The sequence below is a fragment of the Flavobacterium sp. UGB4466 genome (genome assembly GCF_903469665.1).
Taxonomy (GTDB): Bacteria; Bacteroidota; Bacteroidia; order Flavobacteriales; family Flavobacteriaceae; genus Flavobacterium; species Flavobacterium lipolyticum.
Window position 1 is genome coordinate 1 of record NZ_CAGKLC010000029.1, and the last position, 17,481, is coordinate 17,481.

Annotated in this window: 16 protein-coding genes; 13 read left to right on the plus strand and 3 right to left on the minus strand. The window is 33.3% G+C overall.

Annotated elements, in window-relative coordinates:
• Positions 1-438 precede the first annotated feature (438 nt).
• Genes JO950_RS09585 through JO950_RS09635 form a run of 11 tightly spaced genes read left to right on the plus strand, consistent with a single transcriptional unit; the run spans position 439 to position 13,138 of the window.
• Positions 439-1,527 carry a glycosyltransferase family 4 protein gene (locus JO950_RS09585; protein WP_202702440.1) on the plus strand — a complete coding sequence of 363 codons (1,089 nt, stop codon included), beginning with the start codon at positions 439-441 and terminating at the stop codon, positions 1,525-1,527.
• An 18-nt stretch (positions 1,528-1,545) separates the two neighbouring features.
• Complete coding sequence (locus JO950_RS09590; RefSeq protein WP_202702441.1) at positions 1,546-2,979, plus strand: MBOAT family protein; 1,434 nt, start codon at positions 1,546-1,548, stop codon at positions 2,977-2,979.
• Between the two features lie 14 nt (positions 2,980-2,993).
• Positions 2,994-3,860, plus strand: coding sequence for a hypothetical protein (locus JO950_RS09595; RefSeq protein WP_237732328.1), 867 nt, complete (start codon positions 2,994-2,996; stop codon positions 3,858-3,860).
• Positions 3,861-3,863: 3 nt separating this feature from the next.
• Positions 3,864-5,015 carry a glycosyltransferase family 4 protein gene (locus JO950_RS09600; RefSeq protein WP_202702442.1) on the plus strand — a complete coding sequence of 384 codons (1,152 nt, stop codon included), beginning with the start codon at positions 3,864-3,866 and terminating at the stop codon, positions 5,013-5,015.
• A 4-nt stretch (positions 5,016-5,019) separates the two neighbouring features.
• A complete protein-coding gene (locus JO950_RS09605; protein WP_202702443.1) occupies positions 5,020-6,558 on the plus strand; it encodes a glycosyltransferase family A protein in 1,539 nt (512 codons plus the stop codon).
• 3 nt (positions 6,559-6,561) lie between these two features.
• Entirely contained in the window at positions 6,562-7,557 is a 996-nt protein-coding gene (locus tag JO950_RS09610) for a glycosyltransferase family 2 protein (protein WP_202702444.1), read from the plus strand.
• A 9-nt stretch (positions 7,558-7,566) separates the two neighbouring features.
• On the plus strand, positions 7,567-8,121 hold the full coding sequence (locus JO950_RS09615; RefSeq protein WP_202702445.1) for a serine O-acetyltransferase: 555 nt from the start codon (positions 7,567-7,569) through the stop codon (positions 8,119-8,121).
• Complete coding sequence (locus tag JO950_RS09620) at positions 8,121-9,239, plus strand: glycosyltransferase (RefSeq protein WP_202702446.1); 1,119 nt, start codon at positions 8,121-8,123, stop codon at positions 9,237-9,239. Before JO950_RS09615 ends, JO950_RS09620 begins: the two co-directional genes overlap by 1 nt.
• Positions 9,236-10,321 carry a glycosyltransferase gene (locus tag JO950_RS09625; RefSeq protein ID WP_202702447.1) on the plus strand — a complete coding sequence of 362 codons (1,086 nt, stop codon included), beginning with the start codon at positions 9,236-9,238 and terminating at the stop codon, positions 10,319-10,321. Before JO950_RS09620 ends, JO950_RS09625 begins: the two co-directional genes overlap by 4 nt.
• Positions 10,322-10,337: 16 nt before the next feature.
• Positions 10,338-11,687: an O-antigen ligase gene (locus JO950_RS09630; RefSeq protein ID WP_202702448.1), complete on the plus strand. Its 1,350-nt coding sequence runs from the start codon at positions 10,338-10,340 to the stop codon at positions 11,685-11,687.
• 56 nt (positions 11,688-11,743) lie between these two features.
• Positions 11,744-13,138, plus strand: coding sequence for a sugar transferase (locus JO950_RS09635; RefSeq protein ID WP_202702449.1), 1,395 nt, complete (start codon positions 11,744-11,746; stop codon positions 13,136-13,138).
• 1 nt (position 13,139) lies between these two features.
• Here the strand turns inward: JO950_RS09635 and JO950_RS09640 are convergent, their stop codons facing one another.
• Positions 13,140-14,276 (minus strand): DUF4105 domain-containing protein, encoded by a 1,137-nt coding sequence (locus tag JO950_RS09640; protein ID WP_202702450.1) that lies wholly within the window; start codon positions 14,274-14,276, stop codon positions 13,140-13,142.
• 37 nt (positions 14,277-14,313) lie between these two features.
• The gene (locus JO950_RS09645) at positions 14,314-15,297 is read right to left on the minus strand and encodes a PorV/PorQ family protein (RefSeq protein WP_202702481.1); all 984 of its coding nucleotides are present in this window, start codon (positions 15,295-15,297) and stop codon (positions 14,314-14,316) included.
• 296 nt (positions 15,298-15,593) lie between these two features.
• Between JO950_RS09645 and JO950_RS09650 the strand changes: the two genes are divergently transcribed.
• Together JO950_RS09650 and JO950_RS09655 are read left to right on the plus strand one after the other, a co-directional pair.
• Positions 15,594-16,310 (plus strand): phosphatidylcholine/phosphatidylserine synthase, encoded by a 717-nt coding sequence (locus tag JO950_RS09650; RefSeq protein WP_202702451.1) that lies wholly within the window; start codon positions 15,594-15,596, stop codon positions 16,308-16,310.
• A 10-nt stretch (positions 16,311-16,320) separates the two neighbouring features.
• Positions 16,321-17,181: a glycoside hydrolase family 25 protein gene (locus JO950_RS09655; RefSeq protein ID WP_202702452.1), complete on the plus strand. Its 861-nt coding sequence runs from the start codon at positions 16,321-16,323 to the stop codon at positions 17,179-17,181.
• 21 nt (positions 17,182-17,202) lie between these two features.
• Here JO950_RS09655 and JO950_RS09660 read toward each other — a convergent pair whose 3' ends face one another.
• On the minus strand, positions 17,203-17,427 hold the full coding sequence (locus JO950_RS09660) for a DUF5808 domain-containing protein (protein ID WP_202702453.1): 225 nt from the start codon (positions 17,425-17,427) through the stop codon (positions 17,203-17,205).
• Between the last annotated feature and the right edge of the window lie 54 nt (positions 17,428-17,481).

The window sequence follows — 17,481 nt, forward strand, 5'->3', positions numbered from 1 at the left end:
ATCTTATAAAGTATCTCATCTTTTTTCTATCAGGAGCATTGTTTTATATGTTGTATAATAATAAAACATTTAAACTATACCTATTTTTACTAATAGTAAGTTTTTTAATCATTAATCATGCTTTTGATTTGTCTGAATTTATTTCAGCAATAATCATGTTTTTATTATTTTTTTGCTTTATATACTATCCTGGGTCCTTACAATTTTTAGAAAACAGATTCATTATTAAAATTGGAGTGTCATCTTACTTTCTTTATCTTATTCACGACTATATTGGAGTAGTGTGGATTAAGAACATAGTTAGCTTTTTCTATCCAAACAGTTTTATCGCGCCAATCTTAATTATGATTGTAATGATTACTTTAAGTATTTTTTACACGCAAAAAGTAGAAACTAAGATTAGTAGATATTTACATAAATGTTTATTAAATAAGAATAATGACTAAGGTAGCTGTAATTTGTAATTATAAATTACTTCCGGAAAGAGTAGGAGGTATGGATTATTTTTTCTGGGATTTTGATAAGAAATGTAAAGAAAATAACATTGATATCGATTGGTTTTTTCCTAATAGTTCCAATCATGGGAATTATCCCAATCTAACTATTTACAGCAGTCAAGAACTAGCTCCTGAAAATAATTTTCTTTCTTTTTGCAAAGAACGTAAACCAGAGTACACGCATATCATTACTCATTTCGTAGAATTATGCACCTCTTTTTTTTATAAGGTAAAGAAAGTTTCAAATGCTGAGGTCATTGCTGTAGATCATAATCCAAGACCTTTAAACGGATATTCATTAAAAAAGAAAATAAATAAAAGACTCAAAGGAATTCTATTCTCAGGATATATTGATGTTTTTGTTGGGGTATCCAACTATACTGTAAAAGAAATTTTAAATGACTTTGGAACTCATATAAAAGCAAAAACGATCACGATTTATAACGGAGTAATTATAGATTCAATTTTAACAAGAGCCAACAGAGCTAACACTCAACCCGTTTTTTTAGTTGCTTCTCACCTTAGAGAATCTAAAGGAATTCAGGATTTAATTGAAGCAGTATATCTTCTGTCTGCTGAAATAAAAAAGGAGATTAAAATAGGGGTATATGGCGAAGGACCTTATGAACAGCATTTATTAGAAAAAGTTAAAGAATATAAAGTACAGGATTGTTTCATTTTTATGGGTAGTAAACCTAATTTAAATGAAATTTTTTCGCAGTACGATTATATGTTGCAGCCGACCCATATGGAATGTTTTAGCCTGTCAATTCTGGAAAGTCTTGCGGCAAACGTTCCTGTAATTACGACTAATGTAGGTGGAAATACCGAAGCAATAACCTCAGGAGAAAATGGATATATTTTTGAGACCAAAAATGTAAAAGCACTGGCAGGAATTCTTGAAGATGTTTATTCAGGGCGCAAAAAGATATCCATTAATACAAGAGAATTAATTGCTAATTCCTTTTCTTTGCCGAAAATGGTCGAAAATCATTTTGCACTACTCAAACAAAATGGATTAAAATTTTAAATTACTGTAAACAAAAATATGTTTTTTAATTCCTTAGCATTCGCTATTTTTTTGCCAATCGTTTTCTTTCTATACTGGTTTGTATGTAATAAAACAAAAAAAGCTCAAAATGCTTTATTAATTATCGCAAGCTACTATTTCTATTCCTGTTGGGATTGGAGATTTTTATTTTTACTCATTTTCTCAACTTTTTTAGATTATTATACCGGGATTCAAATCGAGAAAGGGAAATCAGAGCAAAGTCGAAAGTTTTGGTTTTGGCTCAGTATTTCAGTTAATTTAGGGTTTTTAGGAATTTTTAAATACTATAACTTTTTTGCCGCATCTTTTTCAGAATTATTAAATTCGGGGGGATTCAAAGCAAGTCCGATATTGTTAAATGTTATTCTCCCTGTTGGAATTTCATTCTATACTTTTCACGGACTATCTTATGTTATTGATATCTATTACAAACGTATAAAGGCCGAATACAACTTTGTTGATTATTCATTGTTTGTGAGTTATTTTCCATTACTTGTTGCCGGACCAATAGAGAGAGCAACGCATTTACTGCCTCAGGTAAAAGTTAAGAGAGAGTTTAATTTTCAAATCGCCAAAGAAGGTGTGTATCAAATCATTTGGGGATTGATCAAAAAAGTAGTTATTGCAGATACATGTGCTACTTATGCCAATGCTGTTTTTGACAATTATTCTTCCATGAATTCATTGTCGCTTATCTTAGGGGCCATATATTTTGCATTTCAAATTTATGGTGATTTTTCAGGATACTCTGATATTGCATTGGGAGTTTCAAAATTGTTTGGATTAGATTTACTTAGAAATTTCAATTATCCCTATTTTTCAAGGGATATTGCAGAATTTTGGCGTCGCTGGCACATTTCTCTTTCCTCATGGTTTCGAGATTACCTGTATATTCCGTTGGGAGGAAGTAAAGGAGGTATTTGGATGAAAATCAGAAATACGTTTATCATTTTTATAGTAAGCGGATTTTGGCATGGAGCGAACTGGACTTACATCACCTGGGGATTTGTAAATGCCATATACTTTCTACCATTGCTGTTATCCAACAGTAACCGCAATAATATAGACGAGATTAAACTTAGTTTTAATACTGATTCTGTAAAAGTGATATTCAATATTCTTTTTACATTTTTTATCACTTGTATAGCCTGGGTGTTTTTTAGAGCAAAAACAATTACGGATGCTGTATCCTACTTAAAGCGAATGATTTTTAATGGGGATTTTTATTCTCAATATCTTGATAACGAGCGTTACAATTATGAGGTATTGCCTATGATCGTATTATTTGTTTTGGTCGAATGGAATAACAGAACCAAAGAAGAGCCTCTTTCAGGAAAAAGAAGTATGTTGAGGGTGATTTTGGCCCTAGGTGCTATACTGGCATTTGGAACTTATTCAGATTACAAAGAATTTATATATTTTCAATTTTAATGAAACGATTTTGAATTTATACAGCCAAAATCTTAATAGCGGTAATTTTGATTGCCGTAATACTGGATGGTTTGTATACCGCTATTTTTTTTCAATCTAAGAACAGAGGGAAGGTAGAGTCTGTTTTTAATTCTGAAGCCTGTAAATATGATGTTGTAATTTTAGGTTCTTCGAGAGCCAACAATCATTTTGTTTCTCAGATGTTTGAAGAGAAAGGATTGAAAACATTTAACTATGGTATGAGCGGAGGACATTTGTTTGAAGCTTCATTGATGTTAAAATTAATGATCGAACGAAAATATGAAATCAAAAACGTAATTCTTGAAGCCGATTTGAATCTTTCTAATGATCAGGAATCAGATGGAGTTTCTGCAAAGTTTTTACCTTATATGCATAACTCAAAGCTTATAAAAGATCATTTCTCCGGTCAGAAAAATTTTAACGAACTGTATTACATCCCTTTTTACAGATACATAAAATTTGATTCAAAAATTGGCTTTAGAGAAATTTACAATATAGCAGGAGGCAAAGCAACAAATGCATTAGATAACTTAGGATATTATCCATTGGTAAAACACAAAAATGGGAATATGAAAAATAATATTGTTAATCTAAATCCTTTGCCTAAAAATAAATACTACGAAGAAATCAAAAATATTTGTAAAGCCAATAATATAAATTTTATTGCGGTAATGACACCAATGTGTGAGAATGTGGTAGGTATGAATTATTTTGATAAAGTTAAAAAAGCATATCCGGAAATTCATAATTATGAGAATGTTGTGGTAGAAAATAAATATTTTTCTTCCTGCGGACACATGACAGATGCAGGAGCAAGAATATTTACCACGCGAATCTTAAAAGACTTTTTCAATCGATAAATTATGAAAATAGCTTTTTTAACACCAGAATATCCTCACGCTGCTACTGGAAACTCAGGCGGTTTGGGAACAAGTATTAAAAGCTTAGCGATTGGACTTTTAGAAAAAGGAGTTTCGGTTCGTATTTTGGTATATGGTCAGCATAAAGATGATATTTTTATGGATAACGGGATCATTATCCAACAAATAAAAAATAAGAAATTAAAAGGATTATCGTGGTTTCTGACCAGAAAAAAAATAGAGAACATAATCAATCAGTTATTTTCTGCTAAAGAAATTGACTTAGTAGAAACGGCAGACTGGACAGGAATTACTTCTTTTATTCAGCCTCAAAAATGTCCGGTTGTAATACGACTACACGGATCTGATACCTATTTTTGTCATCTGGATAATCGTCCTGTAAAATGGATTAATAAGTTTCATGAAAAAAGAGCTCTGAAAAAAGCAACAGCCCTGTTATCGGTAAGCCAATTTACAGCAGATACAACAAATCAGGTTTTTGGTCTGAGTAAAAAATTTATAGTGATTCCCAATCTTGTTGATCTAAATTTGTTCCAGCCTTCAAACAATTCGGTCCCTGATGATAAAAGCATATTTTATTTTGGGAGTCTGATTAGAAAAAAAGGACTTTTAGAATTGCCTTTAATTTTTAATGAGGTGGTAGAGAACGATCCCGCAGCAAAACTCATTTTAGTAGGGAAAGATGTTCCGGATATTATTTCCGGTAATTTGTCGACCTGGCAAATGATGCAGGATCTTTTTTCAGAAAGAGCCAAAGCAAATGTTTCTTATTTAGGAAGTGTTTCTTATTCCGAAATTAAGAAGAAGATTGAACAGGCTACAGTTTGTATATTTCCTTCGTTTGCAGAAGCTTTTCCGGTTTCCTGGCTTGAAGCTATGGCGATGCAAAAAGCAATTGTGGCGTCTGATATTGGTTGGGCAGGAGAAGTGATTATTGATGGAGAAAGTGGTTTTTTAGTTGACCCAAAGAACCATAGTTTGTTTGCAACCAAAATTCTTCACTTTCTTGATAATTCAATGTTGACAAAAGTGACAGGAGAAAAAGCAAGAAGCAGAGTGGAACAATTTTTTAGCACCGATAAAATAACAAATGACAATATTAATTTTTATAAAAAAATAATAAATCCGGAATAGAGAAATGGAATTGAATGAGTTTAGAACAAGTAGTGGAGAGATTATTCTTTACAATGGGCAACCTGACTTAGAGAAACTGGAAGTTTTGTGTTCTGGCGCCGGAGATATTTGGCATAGTTCATTTGAACAAGGTTATAAAAATGCTTTCCCGGAATTGGTTTATCAAACGGCTACTTTTTTTTGGTATATCAATGATTTTGATAATCTGGACGAGTGCGTGAGCTGGCGGATTAATTCAAATGCATTTGCCATTCGAAAATCTGTCTGGGAAACTTTAGGCGGGTTTGATCCTGAATATCAAAATCATCAAATTCAGGCATTAGATTTTGGGTATAACGCATTACGGAATTCTGCTGCAATTCCACTTTATATAAAAGGTTTATTTACGGATAATATCAAAGAGAGAATTAATATAACAGCAAAAGACAGATACATTTTTTTTAGAAAAAACTTTAAAAAAGAACATTCATTATTCATGCTTTATCGGGAAGGTTTCTGGAAGACGAAAGAATGGAATGCTTTTTTTTATGCTGCGAAAAATTTTAAGAGAAGCTCTGAAAAACCAGTTATTAAACCCCGTGAGTTAAATTGTATCGAAGGTAAACCATCTGTTAGTTATATCATTCCAACAATGATGCGCCAGGATTTTACCTTGCAATTGTTAGAAGATTTGAGCGTGCAGAGTTATCCCGTTGCACAAGTAGTGGTACTCGATGCAACTCCCGAAGCGCTTAGAAATGAAAAATTGTATTCTGAAAAAGATTTTCCTTTTGAGTTAATTGTTAAATGGCAGCAAACAAAAGGAAGCTGCAGAGCCCGTAATGAAGCTATAGAGTTGTGTACGGGTGAATATATCGTTTTTGGAGATGACGATGTTCGTGTACAGTCAAATTTCATTGAAAATCATATCAGGTTAATGCAAACCTATAAAGTGAGTGTCTGTAATGGCTTAGATGTCAGAGCAGATAATGAACAACAGGAATTAAAAGATTTAGAAGTTAAACTTGAAAAATTAGGAGAGAAAAGATGGAAATCTGGTGCATCCTCAACTTTTAGTAATGCCAATTCTTGTGTGAAAACTGAATATGTCAGAAAGCTAACAGGCAACGATATTAACTTTGATGGAGGTTATGGTGAAGATACTGATTTTGGAATATCGTTAGCTAAATTAGGACAAGTGGTTATTTTAAACCCTTTTTCTCCAAATTTGCATTTAAAGCCACCTGCTGGCGGGTACCGTTTTTGGGGGAGTCAGGCTAAAATCACAGGGAAAAAGAGAAAAACACAGCCATGGGAATTAGATACTCCGGTAAAGACAATTCGTCCCGTACCAAGTCCGACAATTATGTACGGTATTGTAAAGCATTTTACTCCTCAGCAAGTAATCGAGTACAAGTACAAATATTTTTTTCTATACCTCTTTAAAGGTTCCAAAAAAGGTCTTTTGTATCGATTTTTTAGAATTCCGTACAAAAATCTTCAGTTTAAAAAATCACTATTTTATGCTAAGAAATTAAACGATTTGGGAGTCAGATATAAATAAAACATGAAATTTTCCTTAATCATTTGTACTTATATGCGTCCTCAGCCTTTGCTGGAGTTATTGCAATCCGTAAAGACACAAACTTTATATCCGGATGAAATTTTAATTATTGACGGTTCATTAAATAAGGAATCAGAAATTATTTTAAGTCAGAATTCATTCCAAAATTTAAAGTACTTTTTAGTCGATGATCAAAATCGCGGACTCACCAGACAAAGGAATTTTGGTATTGGTAAAGTTGGTCAGGATATGGAAGTTGTTTGTTTTTTGGATGATGACACAATTCTGGAATCAGATTATTTTGAAAAAATATTACAAACCTATAGTGCGTTTTCGGATGCTATGGGCGTAGGAGGTTATATTACGAATGAAGTAAAATGGGAAAAAGCAACAGAAAATTACATTCCTCAGATTAATGAATTTTATTTTGACGGGTGGAAACGCAAAGATGGGAGTAGATTTGTTTTGCGAAAAAAACTTCATTTAGACAGCAATTGTCTTCCCGGTTTTTCTCCTTTATTTTCACACGGCAGAAGTATTGGTTTCTTACCACCCAGTGGTAAAACATATGAAGCTGAGCAATTAATGGGAGGTGTTTCTTCCTTTAAAAAAATAGTTTTTGAGAAGCTGTCATTTTCGACCTATTTTGAAGGATATGGTTTATATGAAGATGCTGATTTTACTTTAAGAGTTGCAAAAATTGGCAAACTTTATGTAAATACAGCTGCAAGATTAGGTCATTTTCATGCCGAAACAGGAAGACCCAACCGGTATTATTACGGAAAAATGGTCGTTAGAAACGGATGGTATGTCTGGCGTGTTAAAAACCCCAATCCGAATTTTAAGGATAGATGCAAGTGGAATGCAATTACATTACTTTTGATCTTAATTAGATTTAGTAATACATTTACCTCAAATAATAAAAAGGCCGCTTTTACAGAAAGTCTTGGCAGAATTTTAGGCTGGTTTAGTTTAATTTTTAATAAACCTGGAGAATAAAATAGTTAGATGAATCTATTTCAACTTATAAAGTCAGATTATAGGAAGTACCGCAAGTATGGCGGTCATTTCTTTGTAATTGTATTTTTTACTCAGGGCTTTTGGGCTACTTTTCAGTATAGGATCGCCCATTATATTTATACTAACATTGCCTGGAAATTATTTAGACTTCCTCTGTTGTTCTCTACTTTAATGTGGCAAAAAACTATTGAAATTCTCACAGGGATTTCTATAGCATCTTCTGTAAAAATTGGACATTCCTTTTACGTAGGTCATTTTGGGGGTATTATTATCAATGCAAAGGCTATTATTGGGGATAATTGTAATATCTCACAAGGGGTTACTATTGGAGTATCAGGTCATGGTGAAAAGAGAGGAACACCAATTTTAGGGAATAATGTATACATTGGAGCTAATGCAGTAGTTGCCGGTAAAATTACTATTGGTAATAATGTACTCATTGGTGCCTGCTCGATGGTTAAAGATTCTTTACCAGAGAATGCTGTTGCAATGGGGGTTCCGGCGGTAATCATTTCTCAAAACGGTTCAAAAGGATATATTTAATGAAATTATTAATTGTCTCATCGGCGCCATTAATTTATAAAAACCAAATTCCATTTGCTTATAGTCCTTATGTGAAGGAGCTAATCGTTTTAGAACAGTTTAGCGATGATTTTATTTTCTGCTGTCCGGTTTGGGAAAAAGACAGAGGGCTTTTAATTACTGAAATCCCTTTTACTTTTAAAAAGCATTTTCAGCTTAAAGATTTTAATTTAAGTTCTTTTTCAAATATTCTGAAATCCTTTTTTTTCAGTTTTTATAATATTTTGGTTCTATTTAAAGCAATGAAAAATGCAGACCATATTCATTTGCGCTGTCCCGGAAATATAGGTTTGTTGGCATGTTTTGTTCAGGTGTTTTTTCCAAATAAACCTAAAACAGCTAAATATGCGGGTAATTGGGATCCTAAAAGTAAACAACCTTACAGTTATAAAATTCAAAAATGGGTTTTAAACAATACTTTTTTGACTCGAAATATGAAAGTTTTGGTATATGGAGAATGGAAAAATCAGTCGCAAAATATTAAGCCTTTTTTTACGGCGACCTATGCTGACGCAGAAAAAGAAAGTGTTAAAAAAAGAAGCTTTGAAAATAGGATAGAATTTATTTTTGTAGGAAGTCTTGTTATAGGGAAAAATCCTTTATATGCCATACAATTAGTTCATGAATTATTAGAAAGAGGATATAATGTAGTGTTAAGTTTATATGGTGAAGGGGCTGAAAGAAATTCTTTAGAAAAGTATATCGAAATCAATAATTTAGAAAACGAGATTGTTTTACATGGAAATCAGGATCTGGAAACAGTAAAAAAAGCCTATCAAAAAAGTCACTTTGTCATCTTGCCATCAAAGAGCGAAGGCTGGCCAAAAGCAATTGCTGAAGGAATGTTTTGGGGATGTGTGCCTATTGCAACAAAAATATCCTGTGTTCCCTTTATGCTCGATTATGGTAACAGAGGCCTTTTGTTAGAAATGGATTTCGAGAAAGATGTTAATCAAATAAGCGGAATACTGGAAAATCAAATGCTCTTTTTTAACAAAAGTAATTTAGCTGGCAAGTGGTCACAAAATTATACGACCGATGTTTTTGAAGCCGAAATTAAAAAACTCTTGTCAAAATGAGAATCGTACAAATAATAGACTCCCTGGAAGCTGGCGGAGCAGAACGTATGGCTATTAATTATGCCAATTCGTTATCAAAAAACATATCGTTTTCTGGTTTAGTTGTTTCCCGTAAAGAAGGATTGTTGGTCAATCAAATAGATCAAAAAGTTTCTTATTTGTTCCTGAAGAAAAAAAAAACAATAGATCTTCAGGCTGTTTTTAGGTTACGAAAGTATTTAAAGAAGAATAAAGCAGATCTGATTCATGCTCACAGTTCCTCGTTTTTTATTGCCGTTTTAGTGAAATTGACGTTGCCCAAAATCAAAATTATATGGCACGACCATTATGGTATTTCGCAAGATCTGTCTGCCCGGAAAAATTTAAGCTTAAAAGCAGGCTCCTTTTTCTTTACAGGTATTATTGCAGTAAATTCAGCTTTGAAAGACTGGGCTAAATCTTATTTATGGTGTTCAAACATTGTTTATTTCCCTAACTTTATAATTGATGCTGTTTCTACTGAAAAACAAATTTTAAGCGGTGTAGCAGGCAAGCGAATCATTTGTGTAGCGAATTTACGCCCGCAAAAAAATCACGATTTATTAATTGATGCTGCCAATTTGATTAGAGACAAATTCGCTGATTGGACATTTCATTTATTCGGTAAAGATTTTGATGACACCTATTCAGAAAAACTGAAAAAAAAGGTCAGTGATCTAAAACTTCAGGAAACAGTTTTCTTTTATGGAACAAGCGGTAATGTTAGCTCAGCATTACAACAATGCGAAATAGCTGTTTTGCCATCACTTTCAGAAGGGCTTCCTTTGGCTGTCTTAGAATATGGTTTGCATAGAGTACCCGTTGTGGCAACCAATGTAGGTGAAATCTCAAAAATAATTGCCTCTGAAAAAGAAGGATTAATAGTAGAACCTGATAACTTAAAAGAGTTTACCGTAGCAATCGAAAAATTAATAGTATCTGGTAAATACAGAGATGAAATGGCTTTAGGATTGTACAATAAAGTTCAGTTAAATTATAGTGAAAGTGCGATTGTAAAAGAATATCTTTTATGGTTAAAATCTTTACCTACTTTTGCATCTTGAAACAATAGACATATAAATGAAAAATAAAAAAGAATATTACATTCTTCTGCTTCTAATTCATGCAGTAATTGCCGTGGTCGTTTTTGCCATACCTTTTTTATCGAAAATATATGCGCTTTTAATTCCTGTTGTCGGTCTTTTTATTGTTTACCGGACTAAAAATGCAAACAATGAAGTACTGATAGTAGCGGCATATTTAGTTGGCGTTGAGGTTTTTCTGCGGATGACCGGAGGGAATTTTAACAATGAATATGTTAAAGTCAATGTCATTTTTTTCATGCTGTTGGGTATGATATACCGTAATTTCTCGACAAATGCCTTTATATATTGGTTTTTTTTGATTTTGCTGATCCCGGGTATCTTAATAACATCTACCACTTTTAATCCTTCTATAGATGTTAAAAAATCATTGGTGTTTAATTTATCAGGCCCCTTATGTTTAGCAATATCTTCAATCTATATGTTTAAAAGAAGAATTTTGTTCCCGGATTTGCAAAAAGTGTTAGTTGCAATGGGATTACCCATATTGAGCACAACAGTATATTTGTTTTTATTTAACCCTAGCGTTAGAGATGTAGTCACCGGAACACAATCTAATTTTGAAACTTCCGGAGGATTTGGTCCTAATCAGGTTTCTACCGCTTTGGGTTTAGGGATGTTTGTGTTTTTTACACAATTGATATTGTTTTCAAAATCGAAAATGAAAATTATTTTAAACGGAGTTTTGCTAATATTTGTGACCTATAGAGGTATTGTTACTTTTTCAAGAGGAGGAGTTCTAACAGCAGTGGTTATGATTGTTTGTTTATTATTCTTGCTATATAAGTACTCAAATCTACGAGGGAAAAATAAATTCGTACTGGTTTTTATTCTTACGGGATTAATAGGTATGGGAGTTTGGGCGTACTCTTCTTTTCAGACCAAAGGACTTATAGAAAAACGGTATGCCAATCAGGATGCTAGAGGACGGGATAAAAAAGACCGTTTAGGAGGAAGGGAGCAAATTATGAATGAAGAGTTTGCCCTTTTTAGCGATAACCCCATTTTAGGAGTTGGAGCAGGTATGGGGAGATATGCTAGGGCAGAAAGATTTAGAGATGACGCTGCTTCCCACAACGAAATCACCCGTATGTTGAGTGAACATGGTTTGTTTGGAGTTTTTGGACTGATAATACTATTTCTGACCCCTTTTGTTGTCTATATAAGTAACAAGCAGCATCTCTACTTTTTATCATTTTTTGCCTTTTGGCTGTTAACGATTAATCATGCTGCCATGCGTACCGCAGCACCGGCTTTTGTATATGCACTATCATTACTTTTTGTGCAGGTTAAAATTCCTGAAAAAGCAGAAAATTCCGTCGATTAAGTTCTTTTTTTTATAATATATTCGCCTCAAGTTTAAGCCCCTAACAAACTTATTAAATGTTTTCAAACCATAAAATGCATTTCGAAATTTCGGAAAGAAAAGTATTACTTCTTCTTTTTGATGTTGTTTTTATTTTATCCGCATTATACTTGTTAAGTTTAGTATTTCATTATAACTATTTTGTTTTTGATAAAAGAAATTTTCCCGGTATACTTTTATTTCTGACTTATGTATACACTTTTGGTGTAATATTCGAAATGTACAATTTACAGGTAGCCAGTAATCAGTTGCAAATTCTTCAAAGTGTAATTTTTACGGCCACAGCTTCAAGCCTGGCGTATTTGTTTACTCCAATTTTATCTCCGGAATTACCTAAGCAGCGATTAATTATTGTAATTTTTTATTTTACGATACTTGTTACATTGTTATTGTGGCGTTTGTTTTATGTTTATTTTTTGGCGTCACATCGTTTTTCTCAGAATGTAGTTTTAATATGTGATCAGAATCAGGTGGAAGAATTGGTTTTAGGACTTGAGAATGTTGACCCGCATTATAAAATTATTGGTTTTGTAAATTCAGACGCAATTTCAGAAGAAGATTCAAACTTTCATTATGTAAAAGAAGTCAAAAAGAAAGATTTAGAAGAGTTTGTAGCTCGTAATAGGGTTTCGGAGATTGTCATTGCTTCTCAAAAAACAGATGGAATCACAGCCGATTTATACCAGCAATTGCTTCATTTATTAGAATCAGGAAATATCATCAGAGAGTATACTCAGGTTTACGAAAGTAAAACACAGCGTATTCCGGTGCACTATATAGCCCGCGATTTTTATAGATTCTTTCCCTTCAGCAGAAATAATAGTAATAAATTATACTTGTTTTCTGTTCGTTTCATCGAGTTGTTGTTCTCCATTACAGGGCTGTTGGTTTGTTTTCTGTTTATCCCTGTTATTCTTGTTACAAATTTGTTAGCGAATAAAGGGACTTTGTTTTACACGCAGGAACGCGTAGGTAAAAACGGAGTTGTTTTTAAAATCTATAAGTTTCGAACTATGGTAGAAAACTCGGAGTCTAATGGGATTGTTTTCGCTACTTCAAATGATAAACGGATTACGCCTTTCGGTAAAATGATGCGCAAATCAAGAATCGATGAATTGCCACAGTTTTTTAATATTTTAAAGGGTGATATGGCCGTAATAGGGCCAAGACCTGAGCGACCATTTTTTGTGGCAGAAATAGCCCGTATAATGCCTTTTTACGAAACAAGACACGTTGTGAAACCAGGACTTACCGGTTGGGCGCAAGTAAACTATTCTTACGGAGAATCTATAGAGGAGAGTTTGATCAAACTGCAGTACGACTTATACTACATCAAGCACAGAAGTATCTTTTTAGATTTGAGCATTACTTTTAAAACGATTACTACCGTTCTGTTTTATCGCGGACAGTAAATTAGATAATAATAGGAATACGTTTTTTATTTCGAATAGCGACTCTCACCAAAACAAATCCACTAGTTATGATCATGGGCAGAACAATAAAGAAGTGTGCTTTGTTGATCATGAAAATGGTATAAACGATCAAAAAAAGTAAATGTAGAACTGCGAATCGATACGACCATCTTTTGTTTTTTAAGAGCGAAAAGAGGATTAATACCAATAAAAGCGGACTTAATAAAAGTACATTATAGTTCATTGCCAGTTCCTGATGAAGGGAATAAAAACCAACCGTAATAAAAAAGATTCCTATTAACGATAAGATAAAAAGATATATTTTATCTACCACTTTATGGTGTGCCAAAACTACAAAAGCCAGTAGCAGGAGGTAAGTGTAAATATTATTCCACCATGAGCTTGGAATCTCTTTTTCAAAACTTAGCAGCGTTTTGCTTTTACTTACTAAAGGCTGGTTTTGAAAAGTAGTTTTTTCTAAACTGTTTTTTAATTCAAAGGGTAAAAAGATTTTCGTACCTGCCTGGTCTACTTTAGTTCCGAAAATAATACTGGTTCCCAGCTGCTCATAAAAATGATCTTTGAAGTAAGGAAACAGAATAGATCGGTAGGTTTCAGCCGTATCTCCTTTTTTAGTTACAATATTTGCATTTAAAGATTTATTGATGACATCTACCACCATCGAAGTACAGTTTTTGTCGATAAATTTATAGGTATAATATCGTTCTTCAGAGAATGCGGCTGCATTTAAATTGTCAAAAAGTTTTTGTTTTAAATCTGGAGAGATCAAAAGTTCCTGCTCGAAAACACTTCTTTTTTCGTTAGTATAATCGTTTATAAACTCAGGAAACGATCTTACGCTGACAAAATACTGTAAATCGCCCTTTGCGAATTTAGCGACAAAATTGGGTGTTCTAAAATCAAAATTACCATAATTATAAACAACATCAATAGTGTTCGCCGGATCGGCGACGCGAATGGCAGTATGACCAAAATAAGAGTAGCTTTCATTACCCAGTCCGCAGGTAATAACACTTATTTGAGCTTCTTTTGATAAGGGCACGTTTTGGCTGTAACCCAAAAAACTTAATAATAATAGTAAACTAAAAAGTGTTTTTTTGAAAAGGACATTTTTCATAATTTAAAATTTTAAGAAGTTTAAGAGTTAACAAATATTATCTAAAGATACCTAAATCTACTTTTAATGAAAAAATATTAGAGTATAAAGCGGTACTTTGATTTCCTAAATCAGTCAGGGCATAATCGACCTGAATGCCTTTGTATTTAAAACCAAGACCAATGTTTGGTTGAAAATTTAACTTTTCGGTATTGTCCAACTGCGTTACATTTTGAAAATTTCCTGCTCCGGCTCTTAAAAATACAAGATCAGTATAACCAAACTCAAACCCCAAAGCAGGATCTATACTAACGACTTTTGAGGAAATAATATCATTGGTTTGCTCGAAACGCATGTTTAAATTGGTAGCGACCAAAAGACTGTAATCGCCGTGAAACTCAATTTTTTTAGAAACTCCCAGTTGAGCTTTTGGTAACGTAATTTCGGTACTTTCTGGTAATTCGTTGTTTTCTCCCGGAATGGCATTGGCAATTTTCTTGTATTCCTCTTCATCAATATTCCAAACATTATAAGTAGTGGTAATATCGCGAAGCATCAAACCAAAGTTCCATCCATTTCTTTCAAATTGAAGACCAAAGTCAAAGCCAAAGCCCCAGGAATTGGCAAATTTTCCAATAACCCTTCTGATTACTTTTGCATTTACACCATACTGAAAGCCATCTACAGGTAATTTTCTCGCGTAAGAAAAAGTAAAACCATAATCGGCAGTAGAGAACAGTCTGATTCGGTTGTAATCTATATTTCCCTGATTGTCGATCAATTGAGTGGTGTCCATGATGTCATCAACTCCAAAACGAATCATCGAAATTCCCCAGGCACTTCTATCATCAATCGGACTGGCATATCCAATGTAGTCGTATTGTGCAATATTGGCAAAGTAATTGGCGTGCATCAACGAAATTTGATGATCCTCAAGATGAGTAAGACCAGCCGGATTCCAATAAACGGAATTGACATCATTTGTAGAAGCGACAACAGCACCCGACATTCCTAAGGCGGCTGCATCAACGCCAATATTCATAAACTCATTCGAATATTTTCGAACGGTTTGTGCATACTGTAAGGTGCAACTCCACAATAATACAAATACAAAGATTTTCTTCAACGGATATATTTTAGCAAACCGGAGTCTGTTTTAATTTTTATCAAAAATATAATATTTTACTCATCTAATTGAAATTATTGTAAAACTTAAATTTTTCATGAGAAAATGCTTATGAAGCTTTTGAAAGGCGAGAATTTTAATAGAAATTTTTGCTATTAATGTCGCTTATTTATACGAAATTTGCCCTTCACCATTTGTTAAAAATATAAATCATGAACATTAAAAAACACATTCCTAATTTAATCACATTAATCAACTTGTTCTGCGGCTGTATTGCTGTTGTTTTTGTTTCTCAAGATAACTTTTTAATGGCTTTTTGCATGGTTTCCTTAGGGATCTTTTTTGATTTTTTTGATGGTTTTTTTGCCCGATTGTTCAAAGTTTCAAGTCCGCTTGGATTGCAGTTAGATTCGTTAGCAGATATGGTAACCAGTGGTGTTGTTCCGGGTTATGTAATGTACAGTTTGTTCTTAAAAAGTGCTGACCCGAACAATGAAGTTGCCTTAACAATCGTTCCTTTTCTTGGATTTATTGTAACATTAGGTTCTTGTTACCGATTGGCTAATTTTAATATTGATACACGTCAGACTGATTCGTTTATAGGTTTGCCAACTCCGGCGAATGCGCTTTTTGTTTTAAGCCTTCCATTGGTTATTGATTTCTCGGATTCATTGATAATATTTGAAATGTTAACCAATCATTGGGTTCTTTTGGGGATTACTTTATGCAGTGCTTATATTTTAAATGCCGAAATTCCATTGTTTGCCTTAAAGGTTAAAAAGTTTACGGTAAAGGATAATGTTTTGCAAATTGTATTTTTATTGATTTCTCTGGTTTTGGTGGTGTTGTTACAGTACATGGCCATTCCGTTAATTATTATTATTTATGTGTTGCTTTCAATAGTGAATAATATCTTTTTGAAAAAGTAGTTTTATTGGAATGGCAAGAAAAACGACTACCCGAAGAACTTCTAACTCCCGTAGATCGAAACCTCAGAGGTCGATTTTAGCGAGCGGACTTCGTTTTATTATTTACTCTTTTTTAGTACTGCTTTTTTTCGCAACAGTTTATCATTATCGTGATGGATTGGCTTATTATCTTGGCTTTAAATCAAATAAAGTTCTGGAAGAGGATGCGGTAGAAAAACATCTTTCTGATGTTAGAAATGTTCAGGTTCTGGAAAATCACAAAGGAAAAGTAATCGGTATTGATGTTTCTGAATTTCAGGGAACCGTGCATTGGAGTGATGTTGAGGTTTTGGAAGAAAAATATCCGGTTCAGTTTGTTTTTATCCGGGCTACAGCAGGAAATAATAAAGTAGACCGACAATTTATGCACAATTGGTTAGGTGCGAAAAAACATAAAATTATTCGAGGGGCTTATCACTATTACCGTCCCAATGAAAATTCGATAGAACAGGCAGATTTGTTTATTAAAACAGTAAAATTACAAAAAGGGGATCTGCCTCCGGTTTTAGATATCGAAAGATTACCTAAAAATCAGTCATTAGACAGTTTGAAGAAAGGATTAAAACGTTGGTTGAATAAGGTTGAAGCGCATTACCAAGTGCGTCCGATTATTTATACCGGAGAGCGTTATTATGGTGATTTCCTGAAAGAAGAATTTGGAGAATATTTATTCTGGATTGCGAACTATAATTTCTATAGAGAGAAAATTGAAGACGATTGGTTATTTTGGCAATTTACCGAAAAAGCATCTTTGCCAGGAATTAAACACACTGTAGATGTAAATATCTATAACGGTGATTTAGAGCAATTACAGTTTATAACAGTGGAGTAAGAGTTCAGTCTTAGTGGTGGTTTATTTCAATAAAACTAAAACGATCATTATTAATAGCGGCAATAAAAGTAAAACGGAGTAAGGATTGGCGAAGTTTATGGTGTAGCCCATCCATTGAATTCTTTTTGGAGGGAGTAATCGTTTGTCTTTTGGGTTGTAGTAAAAACAGCCCAAATACCAATTGCTTGGGTCTTTATGCCAATTGTCGTAATCTTCCTGAGTTGGTTTCGGTTCTTCTGATTTCATGCTAATTGTAAAATTTAAAAAAAAATGGTAAAAAGTGATTTACATTTCGCTTTT